The organism is Pseudomonas sivasensis (assembly GCF_013778505.1).
Lineage (GTDB): Bacteria > Pseudomonadota > Gammaproteobacteria > Pseudomonadales > Pseudomonadaceae > Aquipseudomonas > Aquipseudomonas sivasensis.
Genome location: NZ_JAAOWU010000004.1, coordinates 224,150 through 238,591, shown reverse-complemented (window position 1 = coordinate 238,591; position 14,442 = coordinate 224,150). Strand labels below are relative to the sequence as shown.

The 14,442-nt window shown below is 59.4% G+C and carries 14 protein-coding genes; 9 read left to right on the top strand and 5 right to left on the bottom strand.

Features of this window, described 5'->3' with window-relative positions:
• Nucleotides 1-38: 38 nt before the first annotated feature.
• From cobU to G9Q84_RS10040, 7 genes are all read left to right on the top strand, one after another.
• Nucleotides 39-560: a bifunctional adenosylcobinamide kinase/adenosylcobinamide-phosphate guanylyltransferase gene (gene cobU, locus G9Q84_RS10070; RefSeq protein ID WP_122754444.1), complete on the top strand. Its 522-nt coding sequence runs from the start codon at nucleotides 39-41 to the stop codon at nucleotides 558-560.
• Nucleotides 557-1,612 carry a nicotinate-nucleotide--dimethylbenzimidazole phosphoribosyltransferase gene (gene cobT / locus G9Q84_RS10065; protein WP_122754443.1) on the top strand — a complete coding sequence of 352 codons (1,056 nt, stop codon included), beginning with the start codon at nucleotides 557-559 and terminating at the stop codon, nucleotides 1,610-1,612. Before cobU ends, cobT begins: the two co-directional genes overlap by 4 nt.
• Nucleotides 1,609-2,184: an alpha-ribazole phosphatase family protein gene (cobC, locus tag G9Q84_RS10060; protein WP_032887806.1), complete on the top strand. Its 576-nt coding sequence runs from the start codon at nucleotides 1,609-1,611 to the stop codon at nucleotides 2,182-2,184. Before cobT ends, cobC begins: the two co-directional genes overlap by 4 nt.
• 2 nt (nucleotides 2,185-2,186) lie before the next feature.
• The gene (locus tag G9Q84_RS10055; protein WP_122681144.1) at nucleotides 2,187-2,915 is read left to right on the top strand and encodes an adenosylcobinamide-GDP ribazoletransferase; all 729 of its coding nucleotides are present in this window, start codon (nucleotides 2,187-2,189) and stop codon (nucleotides 2,913-2,915) included.
• A 42-nt stretch (nucleotides 2,916-2,957) separates the two neighbouring features.
• Nucleotides 2,958-3,362: a MarR family winged helix-turn-helix transcriptional regulator gene (locus G9Q84_RS10050; protein WP_032887810.1), complete on the top strand. Its 405-nt coding sequence runs from the start codon at nucleotides 2,958-2,960 to the stop codon at nucleotides 3,360-3,362.
• A 63-nt stretch (nucleotides 3,363-3,425) separates the two neighbouring features.
• Nucleotides 3,426-4,625, top strand: a complete 1,200-nt coding sequence (locus G9Q84_RS10045; protein ID WP_163033221.1) for an MFS transporter — start codon at nucleotides 3,426-3,428, stop codon at nucleotides 4,623-4,625.
• A 151-nt stretch (nucleotides 4,626-4,776) separates the two neighbouring features.
• Entirely contained in the window at nucleotides 4,777-5,328 is a 552-nt protein-coding gene (locus G9Q84_RS10040) for a glutathione peroxidase (RefSeq protein WP_122754442.1), read from the top strand.
• A 65-nt stretch (nucleotides 5,329-5,393) separates the two neighbouring features.
• Here the strand turns inward: G9Q84_RS10040 and G9Q84_RS10035 are convergent, their stop codons facing one another.
• The 4 genes from G9Q84_RS10035 to G9Q84_RS10020 all read right to left on the bottom strand — a co-directional run bounded on the left by G9Q84_RS10035 (nucleotide 5,394) and on the right by G9Q84_RS10020 (nucleotide 8,562).
• Nucleotides 5,394-6,677, bottom strand: coding sequence for an OmpP1/FadL family transporter (locus G9Q84_RS10035; protein ID WP_122754441.1), 1,284 nt, complete (start codon nucleotides 6,675-6,677; stop codon nucleotides 5,394-5,396).
• A gap of 146 nt (nucleotides 6,678-6,823) precedes the next feature.
• On the bottom strand, nucleotides 6,824-7,306 hold the full coding sequence (locus tag G9Q84_RS10030; protein WP_122754440.1) for a hypothetical protein: 483 nt from the start codon (nucleotides 7,304-7,306) through the stop codon (nucleotides 6,824-6,826).
• A gap of 281 nt (nucleotides 7,307-7,587) precedes the next feature.
• Complete coding sequence (locus G9Q84_RS10025) at nucleotides 7,588-7,812, bottom strand: hypothetical protein (protein ID WP_003175353.1); 225 nt, start codon at nucleotides 7,810-7,812, stop codon at nucleotides 7,588-7,590.
• Nucleotides 7,813-8,256: 444 nt separating this feature from the next.
• Nucleotides 8,257-8,562: a hypothetical protein gene (locus G9Q84_RS10020; protein WP_099603008.1), complete on the bottom strand. Its 306-nt coding sequence runs from the start codon at nucleotides 8,560-8,562 to the stop codon at nucleotides 8,257-8,259.
• A 456-nt stretch (nucleotides 8,563-9,018) separates the two neighbouring features.
• Here G9Q84_RS10020 and G9Q84_RS10015 point away from each other — a divergent pair, with 456 nt between their 5' ends.
• Nucleotides 9,019-9,342: an SEL1-like repeat protein gene (locus G9Q84_RS10015; protein ID WP_032887821.1), complete on the top strand. Its 324-nt coding sequence runs from the start codon at nucleotides 9,019-9,021 to the stop codon at nucleotides 9,340-9,342.
• 61 nt (nucleotides 9,343-9,403) lie between these two features.
• Nucleotides 9,404-10,882: a DNA recombination protein RmuC gene (locus G9Q84_RS10010; RefSeq protein ID WP_375803671.1), complete on the top strand. Its 1,479-nt coding sequence runs from the start codon at nucleotides 9,404-9,406 to the stop codon at nucleotides 10,880-10,882.
• A 32-nt stretch (nucleotides 10,883-10,914) separates the two neighbouring features.
• On the opposite strand, the gene G9Q84_RS10005 is transcribed toward G9Q84_RS10010, so the two are convergent.
• The gene (locus tag G9Q84_RS10005; protein ID WP_032887824.1) at nucleotides 10,915-14,385 is read right to left on the bottom strand and encodes a hybrid sensor histidine kinase/response regulator; all 3,471 of its coding nucleotides are present in this window, start codon (nucleotides 14,383-14,385) and stop codon (nucleotides 10,915-10,917) included.
• Between the last annotated feature and the right edge of the window lie 57 nt (nucleotides 14,386-14,442).

Sequence of the window (14,442 nt, the reverse complement as noted above, 5' to 3'; positions counted from 1 at the left end):
TTCGCATCGTGGATGGGTGAATGGGTAGGGGGTGTCTCATGCTTCAACTGATTTTAGGCGGCGCTCGTTCCGGTAAAAGCCGCCTGGCCGAAAAGCTCGCCAGCGACAGCGCTTTGCCCGTCATCTATATCGCCACCAGTCAGCCGCTTGACGGCGAGATGAATGCCCGCGTTGCCTCGCATCGCGAGCGTCGCCCTGATCATTGGGGTTTGATCGAAGAGCCTGTCGAGCTGGCGCGTGTGCTACGCGAAAACGCCGGAGCCGGTCGCTGCTTGCTGGTGGATTGCCTGACCCTGTGGCTGACCAATCTGCTGATGCTCGAAGACGCAGAGCGCTTGGCGTTTGAGCGCGATCAATTGCTGGAAACCCTGGCCACGCTGCCGGGGGAAATCATTTTTGTCAGCAACGAGACCGGAATGGGTGTCGTGCCGCTGGGCGAATTGACTCGCCGCTATGTGGATGAAGCCGGTTGGCTGCATCAAGCTTTGGCCGAGCGGTGTCAGCGTGTTGTCCTGACGGTTGCCGGCCTGCCCCTGACTTTGAAAGGTATTGCGTTATGACTGACACCTGGTGGCTCAACCCTTGTAAGGCGATTAACGCCTCGGCGTACGAACAGGCCCTGGCGCGCCAGCAGCAATTGACCAAGCCGACCGGTTCCCTCGGTCAGTTGGAAGCGCTGGCCGTGCAATTGGCTGGCTTGCAGGGCCAGGTCAAACCGTCGGTTGATCACGTGTGGATTGCGATTTTTGCCGGGGATCACGGCGTGGTTGCCGAAGGTGTGTCGGCGTATCCCCAGGAAGTGACCGGGCAGATGCTGCATAACTTTGTCACCGGTGGTGCGGCCATCAGCGTACTGGCGCGGCAATTGGATGGGCAGTTGGAGGTGGTCGACCTCGGTACGGTGAACCCGTCGCTGAGCCTGCCGGGCGTGCGTCACCTGAATATCGGCACGGGCACCGCCAACTTCGTCAAGGGCCCGGCAATGACCGTGGCTCAGGGGCAATTGGCATTGCAAGCGGGTCGCGATAGCGTGCTGCGTGCCCGTGAAAGCGGTGCGCAGTTGTTTATCGGCGGCGAAATGGGCATCGGCAACACCACCGCTGCCAGTGCGTTGGCGTGCGCGTTGCTCGATTGCCGCGTCAGCGATCTGACCGGCCCGGGTACAGGGTTGAACGCTGAAGGGGTGAGCCACAAGGTTGCCGTGATCGAACGCGCATTGGCGTTGCATGGCGGGCAGCGTGGTGACGCACTGCACACCCTGTTCAACCTGGGCGGCTTTGAGATTGCTGCGTTGGTGGGAGCTTATCTGGCGTGCGCCCAAGAAGGCGTGGTGGTGCTGGTGGATGGGTTTATCTGCACGGTCGCCGCACTGGTGGCCACGCGTCTGAATCCGGACTGCCGCGATTGGCTGTTGTTCGGCCATCGGGGCGCTGAGCCGGGTCATCGTCATGTGCTGCAAAGCCTTGATGCTCAACCGTTGCTCGAACTCGGCTTGCGCCTGGGCGAAGGCAGCGGCGCCGCGTTGGCGGTACCGTTGTTGCGCCTGGCGTGTGCGCTGCACGGGCAGATGGCGACCTTTGCTGAAGCGGCCGTGGCAGACCGTCCGGCATGATTTTGCACCTGGACCTGCTGCGCCACGGCGAAACCGAGCTGGGCGGCGGCCTGCGTGGCAGCCTGGATGACGCCTTGACCGCCAAAGGCTGGGAGCAGATGCGCGCCGCCGTCATAGCGCAGGGGCCTTGGGACCGGCTCATCAGTTCGCCGCTGCAACGCTGCGCGCGCTTCGCTGATGAGTTGGCGGCGCGGCTGAAGGTGCCGGTGAGCTTGGAAAAGGACCTGCAAGAGCTGCACTTCGGCGCTTGGGAAGGACAGAGCGCGGCGGCGTTGATGGAAACCGACGCCGAAGGCTTGGGCCTGTTCTGGGCCGATCCCTATAGCTTCACGCCACCTGAGGGTGAGCCGGTCAGGGAATTTTCCGAACGTGTTTTGAGCGCCGTCTCACGCTTGCATCAGGCCTATGCTGGTGAGCGCGTGCTGTTAGTCAGTCATGGCGGGGTGATGCGTTTGCTATTGGCCCAGGCCCGAGGCTTGCCCCGCGAGCAGTTGCTGAATGTCGAAGTCGGCCATGGTGGGCTGTTCAGCTTGCAGGTCGCTGCCGATGGCGTGTTGAAGGAAGGAATCTGACGATGCTGCCGTTCTGGATCGCCCTGCAATTTCTCAGCAGCCTGCCGATTCGCTTGCCGGGCATGCCGCAGCCGCAGGAGTTGGGGCGCTCGTTGCTGTTTTATCCGGTAGTCGGGCTGCTGTTCGGTTTGCTGTTGTGGGGTTTGAATACGGCGCTGATGGGGGCGCCATTGTTGCTGCATGCCGCGCTGCTGCTGACGGCCTGGGTGCTGCTCAGTGGCGGGTTGCACTTGGATGGCCTGGCGGACAGCGCGGACGCCTGGCTCGGTGGTTTTGGCGACCGTGAGCGCACCCTGACCATCATGAAAGACCCCCGCAGTGGACCGATTGCGGTAGTCACCCTGGGCTTGGTGTTGCTGCTCAAGTTCACTGCACTGGTGGCCTTGATTGAGCAACACAACGGCGCTGCGCTCATTTTGGCACCGCTGATCGGGCGGGCCTCGATGCTGGCGTTGTTTCTGACCACTCGTTATGTGCGTGCTGGCGGATTGGGTCAGGCATTGTCGGATCATTTACCTCGGCTCGTCGGCCAACAGGTGCTAATCCTCAGTGGTCTGGCCTGCATTCTTATCGGGGGATTCAGTGGTGGGATCGCGGTGCTGCTCGCGGCGATCTGCTTCATTGGTCTGCGCCAGTTGATGGTCAATCGCCTCGGCGGCACCACCGGCGACACCGCTGGAGCCTTGTTGGAGCTGCTGGAAGTCGCTGTATTGGTCGGTCTGGCGCTGTAACACTTTCTTGCATTTCAATAATCGCGGGTATATACACGTTCCATGCTTGCCTCCCAATGTTTATGCACCAACCTGCGACGCGCCGCCCGTGGCGTCAGCAGGCACTACGACGGCGCCCTCGACGGCTTCGGGATCAACGTTGCCCAGTATTCTTTGCTGTGTAACCTGCAGCGCCTTGATCAGCCGAGCATTTCCAGCCTGGCGGACGCCATGGGGCTGGACCGCAGCACCTTGGGGCGCAATCTCCGGGTGTTGGAGTGCGAAGGATTGGTCCAGTTGGTCGAGGGCAATGACCTGCGCAATCGCCTGGTGTTGCTGACCGAGGCCGGTGCAGAACGGCTGGCCGCCGCCTTGCCAGCCTGGGAGGCAGCGCAACAGAAATTGATCGATCAACTCGGCGCGGATAAACGCGAAACCTTGTTGGCCTTGCTGGATGAGCTCGCCTGAAGGCGAGCTTGTTCGAACATAAGCGGGTATATACCCGCGAGCGGAGAATAAGAAATGACCTCGATGTGGCGCACCAGTGGTTGGATCCTAGTGGGGAGTGCGCTGATCCTGGCGTTGTCATTGGGGGTGCGGCACGGTTTCGGCCTGTTCCTTGCGCCAATGAGCAGTGAATTCGGCTGGGGTCGAGGCACGTTCGCCTTGGCGATTGCGCTGCAGAATCTGATCTGGGGCCTGGCGCAGCCATTTGCGGGGGCGGTGGCCGACCGATTCGGCGCGACCAAAGTGGTATTTGTAGGTGGAGTGCTGTACGCCGTGGGCCTCGTGTTGATGGGCCTGTCCGATTCCGCGTGGTCGCTTTCGCTGAGTGCCGGTCTGCTGATTGGTATCGGCCTCTCTGGAACCTCGTTTTCGGTGATTCTTGGGGTCGTAGGCCGTGCCGTGGCGCCGGAAAAACGCAGCATGGCCATGGGTATTGCCAGCGCCGCAGGTTCATTCGGCCAGTTCGCTATGGTGCCCGGCACCTTAGGCTTGATCAGTTGGCTGGGCTGGTCCGCAGCACTGCTTGCGTTGGGCCTGATGGTGGCGTTGATCTTGCCGCTGGTCAGCATGCTAAAGGATCAGCCGCTGCCGGTACTGGCCGGGCAGCAGACCTTGCGCGAGGCATTGCACGAAGCCTGCGGACACTCCGGATTCTGGCTGCTGGCCTTTGGCTTTTTCGTCTGTGGTTTCCAGGTGGTGTTTATCGGTGTGCACCTGCCGGCCTATCTGGTGGATCAGCACTTGCCGGCCACCACAGGCACCACCGTGCTGGCATTGATTGGCCTGTTCAATATCGTCGGTACCTACACCGCCGGTTGGCTGGGTGGGCGTATGTCCAAGCCGCGTCTGCTGACCGGGTTGTACCTGTTGCGAGCGGTGGTGATTGTGCTTTTCCTGTGGGCGCCGGTGACCCAACTCAGCGCCTACCTGTTCGGCATGGCGATGGGCTTGCTGTGGTTGTCCACGGTGCCGCTGACCAACGGCACAGTAGCCACCTTGTTTGGCGTGCGAAATCTTTCGATGCTCGGTGGGATTGTGTTCTTGTTCCATCAGATTGGTTCGTTCCTCGGCGGTTGGTTGGGCGGGGTGGTCTATGATCGAACCGGCAACTACGATTTGATCTGGCAAGGTGCCATTGTGTTGAGCCTGCTCGCAGCCGCCCTCAATTGGCCGGTACGCGAGCGGCCGGTGGCGCGTCTACAGGCGCAAATGGAGGCGGCATGAGCCTGAAAGCACAGGGTTTATTGATTATTGCGGGGCTCATCCTGCTGGTGCTGGCATGGTGGGGCTGGCAGCGCGGCGGGCTGGCATTGATGCAACTGGGTATGTCGATCTGTTAAGTTCGATCCCTGAACTCTTGAAAGGACGTTTCGACATGCAGATGCGCTGGCTGGCTGTACCTGTGCTGATGGCGGCTTTTGGCGGTGTGGCGTTGGCTGCTGATTGCCCACCTTTGCTTGAAGGCCAATTGCCCAAACTGCGCGCCAAGGAATCCATCGACCTGTGCCAGCGCTTTGCCGGCAAGCCTTTGGTTATCGTCAACACCGCGAGCTTTTGCGGATTCGCCCCGCAGTTCAAAGGCCTCGAAGCTTTGTATCAACGCTACAAGGATCAAGGGCTGGAAGTGATCGGCGTGCCGTCCGATGACTTCAAGCAGGAAGCCAAGACCGGCGAGGAGACCGCCAAGGTCTGCTACGTGAACTACGGCGTGACCTTCACCATGACCGAGCCGCAGAAGGTCAAGGGCCCTGATGCAGTGAATCTGTTCAAGGTGTTGGCACAGCAGAGCAACGCGCCGAAGTGGAATTTCTACAAGTACGTGGTGGATCGCCAGGGTAAGGTGATTGGCGATTTTTCCAGCCTGACCAAGCCGGACAGCCCGGAGCTGATCAAGGCGGTGGAGCAGGCGATAGCGTCTAAACCCTGATCCGCGCCCAATGAAAAGCCCCGCCTCCTTTGCAGGAGAGCGGGGCTTTTTTACACCTGCCTGAATCAGAAGGTGTAGGTCATGCCCAGGCCGAAACCGTTGGCACTGTTTTCGTACTTGGCGCTGTAGTTGGACGGCAGCGAGGTGTTATTGACCTTGACGTCTTCTTCCTTGAGGTAGGAGTACGCCAGGTCGACCGTCATGTTATCCATGACCTTGTAGCCCAGGCCCACGCTGAAGATCGTCCGGTCGCCAGTAGGAATACGTGGCGAACGATCGGTGTTGTTGGTTGGCGACTGGTCGAAGGTCAGGCCGGTACGCAGTACCACCTGCTTGGTCAACTGGTATGAGGTACCCACGGCATAGGCCCAGGTGTCGTGCCAGTTTTGTTCTTCGGTGATGTTGGCGATTCGGCTAGGGGCCAGGGCGCCACCGTTTGTCCCAGTCACACCTTCGTTGTTGACGGTGATCTCTTTCAGGCGACTCCAGCGTGTCCAGGTTGCACCGCCGTACACTTTCCAGGCATCGGTCAGGTCTTGAGTGACCGACAGGTCGTAGGATTCCGGGGTCTCGATTTTCAAGGAGGCGTCGTAACGGTTGTTACGCAGCGCGCCTTGAGTCTGGGCCGGACCGCTGACGGTGGTGTGCCCCTCAAGCTTGTAATTGACCTTGGAGTGGTAGGTCAGGCCGACGCGGGTAGTATCGGTTGCCTGGACCAGCACACCAACATTGAAGCCCAGTGCGGTGTCATCACCCTTGATCTTGACGTTGGTGTCCGAGAAAGGCGCGCCGATTACCAATGTCTTGTCCGACTCCAACACCCCGGAGATGCGGTTGATGGTCGGACCAAAACCGATGGAAACCTTGTCGTTGAAGGCATAGCTGACAGTCGGCTGGAAGGTCATGACCTTCACTTCGCTCTTGCTGCCAAAGCCACGGCCCTGGAAGCCGTTTTCGTAGTCGGTCACCAGACCGAACGGTGCATAGACGCCGAAGCCGATGGCCCACTGATCGTTGAGTTTGTTGGTGTAGAAGCCGAATGGCACCGCAGTGAACGGAACCATATCACCTTTGTTGGAGCCGCTTGGGCGGCCACTTGCGTCCTTGATATCGGTCGAAGCATCAATGGCAGCAACACCGCCCGTGATCTGCTGGCCATTCAGGCGAGCCATACCGGCAGGGTTACCGTAAACAGTGCTTGCATCATCGGCAGAAGAGGAGCGACCTGCGAAACCCGTACCCATCCCGCTCACGCTTTGTTCGTTCAGTGCAAAGCCGCTTGCGAACAGTTGGGAGGATGCCATGGCAACGGCGAGGCTAAGTGTGGTCTTGAGCATTACTTTTTTCATTATTAGAACTCCGTGGTGATCACCGCTGCGGAAAGTACCAATAAAATTAACATCGCGCTATAGGCTGTAATGTCGGAGATAGAGCGTTTTTGTAGGACAATCCGACCAAAATTCAGCGTTTTTGGCGAATCTTGCAAATTGCCCGGTCAGCAGGCCACGTGATTCATGGGTGAAACACAGGTTTGCCAGGTTTGGGTGAAATCTCGCAGCCTTCCTTGCGGATGAAATATTTCTTTCCAGATACGTGCCATCGCTAAAACGTCACCGGATTGAGGCAGGGCAGGGCTATGTTGTTCCACCAGAAGCCATGCGATGGCGGTGGCGTAACGCAGGTTTACGGTGAGCTCCAATTGTGGGGCGCTGAGAAAGGCGTGTTGGCTGGCCAGCCCGCGCACCAGGCTGGCACGCTCGGGGTCGAGTGCCAGGTAGGTGTCCCACAAGGCGCGATGACGGGGTTCGGTGATGCTGTACAGGCCGTGACCGCGTCGATCGTGCAAGGCGGAACCCAATTCCGACTGGCTGGCCGCGATACCCAGGAGCAGAGACTCTGCCGTTGGGCTCTGTCGGTCGAGGTACATCAGCGTCGGCCGGATTACATAACGACACAATTCACTGGCAGCGATACCCATACAAGCCTCAATCCGTGAAAGTGGTCGACGAGACCTGAGAAGGAGGGGGCTTGGCAGCAGTGGATCGGATCTCAGGCTCGCCGGAAGCGGATCACGCCGCTTGAGTTGAAGTGTAGTGTCATATTCGCGATGTAAAGGCCTGTTTTTAAAACATCTTATTCAACCAGTTATAATGTTTATATCGATTTGAACTTAGTAAAACTTCGCAATTCAGGAATCGCAGGCAATAAAAAACCCTGTGTTTTAAACAGGGTTTTTTGTGTTTCAGCGACTCGGGTCGATCAGGCAACCAGTGCCTGACGGGTACGCTCGATCACGGCCTGCAGCGGTTCTGCGCTGGAGTATTGATCGGGGTACAGGCGTTCGCTGTGACGAGCGATGCCGTGTTCGTTGACCAGTGTGAAGCTGAAGCAGCCTTTGCGAGCGGCCATGATCAGGCAGTTCATTGGGGCAAAAGCATTAGTGAGGGTGCGAATGGCATCCTGAGTATGGATTTGAGCGTTCATATTATTGGTGTTCCTACAAATGACACGGATTAAGAGCCGTGCAACGTTAAAACGTTCCAGTAACGTTGATCACCATTGATCAAACGAAGAACCTGACTGGAACAAAGCAGCCAGTTTGAAGCGCTAATAAGTTAGGCGCGCTTGGGCTGGCAGGTAGGTACTTAGGAGGGCAGGCAGCACAACAGGGGCAAAGGTTCTGGGCCCAGGGTGAAGATCCTGATCAATTTGCAGGTTGGTTCGGTCAGAGTATGGAAACTTCGCGACACCCTTTGCTTGTTCAAAGGCAATGTCGTCGCAAGTGATACCTGGAAACCTTCGAGGTGGTCGATCCCGTGTTGTTCAGGGGAGTTGTTCGACCAGAATTGACTTTCAGCTTGGTACTAACGCCGCGGATAGTAACGGAATGAAACAGGTAATGGAAGTGTGTTACCAAAAAAACTTCAATCAGCCAGCCAGCAGGCTGCGGTAGACCAGTACGGTGATAGCTGCGGCCATCGAACAGCCCAGACCATAGGCGGCTAAGGTCAGGCGCAGTGATTGGCCGGTCTCAATGACCTTCATCACATCGCGCATATCGTTGATGCGGCCATCGCCGAGCTCGATGCACAGGCTTATGGCCGTGAAAGCGGCCGACAGCAAGATAGCGATGGCGAACAGCGCGCCATCCGGCGATGGCAGCGCGGCATTAATCCACAATGAGATGGCGCAGATGGCCAGTAACAGCACAGCGAATAACAGAATTCCTTTCATCGACCTAGTCCGCATTGCGTTGCCCGTCGGGCAGTGTGGAGAGCCGGTAAAGATTTGAAAAGTCCCCAATTGGCTTCGCGGTAACGTTTTTGAAGGCAGTCGCTCCAAAAAAAGCCGGGGATATAACCATCGGATCGGTACTTGTGCACATTGGTTGCGGCAGGTGTAACCAGGCTGTCCATCGCATCGCAGCCTCGCCATTTGCCTGTAATGGAAATTTAAGTCAATGAAAAATCTGGCTTTTTTTTATTGGTGAAAAAATCGTCAGTTTGACTGCGAGCCCCGCTCCATGGGCCTTTGCGCGAGTTTAAGGTAGGTTGTCCACTGAGTTATCCACAGCTTCTGTGGATTGTCCCAAGCGCTTGCTCTAGCACGGGCGTGCACGGTTTTTTGAGCTTTACCTGTACGAAAAAAAGAGTAGAGTGGCGCGCCTTCCGTTCTGTCCCACAGTGCTTTATGAAGTTTCGCTCAGTATCACCTTCTGTTACCGACACCCTACAGACTGTTACCGCACCCAAGCGCTTCTCATTGAAAGTGGCCCTGTGGTTGCTCGACAGCCCGCGCCTGGGACACAGCAGCAACGTCAAACACTTCGCCGGACGCTTGCTCAAGCAGCCGGCTCGTGAAGGCGTCGTCGCCGCACAAAGCCGCCTGGGCCAATTGATGTGCCGTGAATGCGGCAATGCCCGCGACCGCCGTATCGGTCACGACCTGCTGCGCATGGCCGCCCGTGCCGGTGACCTGCGCGCCCAACGCGAACTGGGCCAGGTCGAAGACTGAGCTGTCTTCCCGCCCTATGCTTGGTTAACCTTGCTCCTTTTCGGTGATGGCAGAAATGGCTATGGCTTTTGACTGGACCAGTATTGCCCTGGGCCTTGCAGGCGCTGCAGTGCCGTTGTTGGTCGTGTGCTGGCAGCTCCAGCGGCGGTTGACCGCGCGCACCACTGGCTGGGAACTGCTTGAAGAGCGCCTGGCCACTGCGCAACTGGCCCAGGAAGGCCTCGCCGCCCAACTGGATGCCAGCCGCGATGAAATCAGCGACCTGAGCCAGGCCAACGCCGCCAAGCAGGCCGACCTCGCCGCTGTGCGCCGTGAAGTCGAACTGCTGCAGATCGACCGTGACAACGCCCGCGACGCCGCCCACGCCTGGAACCTCGACCGCAGCGCAAAAGACACCGAATTACGGCGCCTCGACGCCCTGGCGGCCGGCTTGCGCGCCGAACTGCGTGAGCAACAGGACAGCCATCAACAGCGTCTGACTGACCTGCAAGGCTCGCGAGATGAGCTGCGCGCGCAGTTCGCCGAATTGGCCGGCAAGATCTTCGACGAGCGTGAACAGCGCTTTGCTGAAACCAGCCAGGAACGCCTCGGACAGTTGCTCGATCCGTTGAAGGAACGCATACAGTCCTTCGAAAAGCGTGTGGAAGAGAGCTATCAGAACGAGGCGCGTGAGCGTTTTTCCCTGGCCAAGGAGCTTGAGCGCTTACAGCAACTGAACCTGCGTCTGTCAGACGAAGCCACCAACCTGACCCGCGCCCTCAAGGGCCAGAAAACCCAGGGCAACTGGGGCGAACTGATCCTTGAGCGCGTGCTGGAACATGCGGGACTGGAGAAGGGGCGCGAGTACCAGACCCAGGTCAGCCTCAAAGGGCCGGACGGCGAACGCTTTCAGCCGGATGTGCTGATCATGTTGCCTGGCGACAAGCAGGTGGTGGTGGATTCCAAGGTCAGCCTGACGGCGTATCAACAGTACGTTGCGGCTGATGATGAAGTGATTGGCCAAGCGGCGCTGAAACAGCACGTGCTGTCGCTGCGCAATCACGTCAAAGGCTTGGCCGGCAAGGACTATAAGCGCCTGGAAGGCCTGCACAGCCTGGATTTCGTCTTGCTGTTCGTGCCGATCGAAGCGGCGTTTTCCGCTGCGTTGCAGGCCGAGCCGAATCTGTTTCAAGAGGCCTTCGACCGCCATATCGTGATCGTCAGCCCTACGACCTTGCTTGCGACACTGCGGGTGATCGACAGCCTTTGGAAGCAGGAACGCCAAAGCCAGAACGCCCGGGAAATCGCCGAGCGCGCTGGTTGGCTGTATGACAAGTTTGTGCTGTTTATCCAAGACTTGGACGAAGTGGGCAACCGTCTTCAGCAGTTGGATAAGGCCTACAGCGCCGCGCGAAACAAGCTGACAGATGGACGCGGAAATCTGGTCAGCCGCACCGAGCAATTAAGGCTGCTGGGTGCTCGCGCGAGCAAAAGCCTGCCGGCGGACTTGCTGGAGCGGGCGATGACCGATTCAGACGGCGTCGCACACCTTCCCGAATAAACGCAGCGCTAAATGTGGGGGGCGCATCCGGTTTATAGAGGTAAGTGTCGACTCAGCAACGCCCGCAACGCCGCCGGCTTCACCGGCTTGGCCAGATAGTCCAAGCCAGCCGCATGCACCTCGGCAACCATCTCCGGACGGCCGTCGGCACTGATGACCACACCGGGAATAGGCTCCGCCAACTGCGCGCGCAGCCAACCCATCAATTCAGTGCCGGTTTCTCCATGATCCAAGTGGTAATCCACCAGCGCCAGTTGCGGCCGCACCCCTTCGGCTAACAACGCCGCGCACTGCGCCTGGTCGGTGGCGGTCCACACTTCGCACCCCCAGCGCGTCAGCAGGCTGCGCATGCCGATCAGGATGCTTTCTTCGTTATCCACGCACAGCACTTGCGCGCCGCTCAATGGCTGGCCGTTATCCGCTGTCGGCTTGGGCTGCGGGCTGGCCTGGTTGCGCGCCAGTGGCACGCGCACGCTGAACACGCTGCCTTTGCCCGGCCACGAGCGCACGCTCAGACGATGGCCCAGCACCCGGCACAGGCCGTCGGCAATCGCGAGGCCCAGGCCCAGGCCTTTCTCGGCGCGGGTCTGATGGCTGTCCAGGCGCTTGAACTCTTCGAAGATCACCTTCTGTTTATCTTGCGGAATACCGGGGCCTCTGTCCCACACCTCCAGGCACAACTCGCCCTTGCGCCGGCGTACGCCAAGCAGCACCGGGCCGTCGGCATAACGGAAAGCGTTGGTCAGGAAATTCTGCAGGATTCGTCGCAGCAGCTTGATGTCGCTGTCGACCCGCAGGCGGCTACCGCGCAGGCGGAAGCGCAAACCTTGTTCCTGGGCCAGTGCCTTGAATTCCGCGCCCAGAGTGTCGAACAGCTCGTTGAGCACAAAGGGCTGGCGTTGCGGATTGATTTTGCCGTTTTCCAGGCGCGAGATATCCAGCAGGTCGCTGATCAGGTCTTCGGCGGAGCGCAGCGAACTGTCCAAGTGCTGCACCAGTTGCCGGGCTTCGCTGGACAGGCCGTCGTTCTGGTGGGAGAGGGCGGCTGAGAACAGGCGGGCGGCGTTCAATGGTTGCATCAGGTCATGACTGACGGCTGCGAGAAAGCGTGTCTTCGACTGGCTGGCGGATTCGGCCACGCCTTTGGCATCGGTGAGCGCCACATTGAGCTGCGACAGTTCATGGGTACGTTCGGTCACCCGCTGCTCAAGGCCTTCGTTCGCTTCGGTGAGCGCCTGCTCGGCTTCGCGGAACGCGGTGATGTCAGTGAAGCTCATGACAAATCCACCACCGGGCATCGGGTTGCCAATCAGCTCAATCACCCGTCCATTCGGGAACAAACGCTCGGAGGTGTGCGCGCGGCCCTGGCGCATCCAGTGCAGGCGTCGCGCCACATGCACTTCGGCTTCGCCCGGGCCACAAAGGCCGCGCTCGGCGTTGTAGCGGATGATGTCGGCGATTGGCCGGCCGACGCTGATCAGCCCGTCGGGGTAGTTGAACAGTTCCAGGTAGCGTCGATTCCAGGCCACCAGCTTGAGCGACTGGTCGACGACGCTGATGCCTTGGGTAATGTTTTCGATAGCACCTTGCAGCAGCGCGCGGTTGAACTGCAGCACTTCCGACGCTTCATCGGCGATGCGTACTACGTCCTCCAGCTGCATTTCCCGCCCTTCAATCGCAGCTTTTACCACCGCACGCGTCGAAGAGGCGCCGAGCACACCGGCCAACAGGCGTTCGGTGTGGGCGATCCAGTCGTTATCGGCATTCTGATTGGGGTTGAAGCCTTTGCCCTGGCGGTAGGCAAAGCGAATAAAGCTCTGCTGGGCACGTTCTTCACCAACAAAACGTGCCGCCAGGCTGAGGAGGTCGCTGATCTGTACCGACAGCATTGAGCGGGCGTTGGCGCGCTGGCTGATTTCCTGGCCGATAAAACGCCCGGCTTGCCAGTGCTCCGACACCCGCGTGCGCGACAGCATCGACACCCACACAAACAGCGTGAAGTTACCCGCCAGGGAGAACACCGTGCCTAGGGTCAGCGAGGTGACGGATAAACCCAACGGGTGTGAATGCATCCACGTAAGCCCTGGGAAAAGGCTGAGGGACCAGCCCAGGCTTTTCGCCGTTACGGGTAGGACCAATGTGTAGAACCACAGGAATGTGCCCGCCGCCAGGCCGGCAAACACACCGCGGCGGTTGGCCTGCTTCCAATACAGCGCGCCAAGCATGGCCGGGGCGAGCTGGGTCACGGCGGCAAAAGCGATCTGTCCGATAGTTGCCAGGCTTGCCGTAGAACCCAGTAAGCGGTAACTCACGTAAGCCAACAGCAAAATGATCACAATGCTGACCCGGCGCACCGAGAGCATCCAATGGCGGAACACCTCGAACGGGCGCTCTGCGCTGGAACGGCGCAACAGCCACGGCAGCAACATGTCGTTGGAGACCATGGTCGACAGTGCGATGCTCGCCACGATTACCATGCCGGTGGCCGCAGAGGCGCCGCCGATAAATGCCAGCACCGCCAACGCCGGATGGGCTTCGGCCATGGGCAGGCTGATCACGTAGGAGTCCGGCAATACGGAGCCGGGCAGCAGCATCTTGCCGCCGAGAGCGATGGGGATGACGAACAGAGCGGCGAGGATCAGGTAGGCGGGAAATACCCACTTGGCTACGCGCAGATCCTGCGGGTCGATGTTCTCTACCACCGTCACGTGAAACTGTCGGGGCAAGCAGATGATCGCCATCATCGCTACGCCGGTCTGCACCACCATTGACGGCCAGTTGACGGTCTCCTTCCAGTATTCCTCCAAGCGTGGCGCGAGCATTGCCTGGCTGAACAGGTCGCCGAAACCGTCGTAAAGGCCGTAGGTCACGAACGCGCCCACTGCAAGAAAAGCGAACAGCTTGACCAGGGATTCAAACGCAATCGCCAGCACCATGCCACGGTGGTGTTCCGTGGCGTCGAGGTTGCGCGTACCAAACACAATGGTGAACAGCGCCAGCACCAAGGACACGATCAGTGCCGTGTCCTGGGCCCGCGTGCCGGTGGTATCGGCGCCCGCGCCGATCAGCAGGTTCACCCCCAGCACGATGCCTTTGAGTTGGAGGGCGATATAGGGCAGCACGCCCACCAGGCAGATCAGCGCGACCACCACTGCCAGGGACTGGGATTTGCCGTAGCGCGCGGCAATGAAGTCTGCGATGGAGGTGATGTTTTCCTGCTTGCTGATCAGAATCATCTTCTGCAGCACCCAGGGTGCCAACACAAGCAACAGCACCGGTCCCAGGTAGATCGGTAAAAACGCCCACAACTGTTCGGCGGCTTGGCCTACGGCGCCGAAGAACGTCCAACTGGTGCAATACACCGCCAGAGACAGGCTGTACACCCAGGCGCGCACGCGCGGCGGCAATGGCGCGCGACGGCGGTCACCGTAGAAGGCAATGGCAAACATAATGGCCATATAGGCCAGGGCAACGGCTGCAATCAGCCCGCTGGACAGCGTCATGGTAACTCCGAGCATAGAAACACCCGGGTATTCCTGCCCCGGTTGGACAGTCTCGCA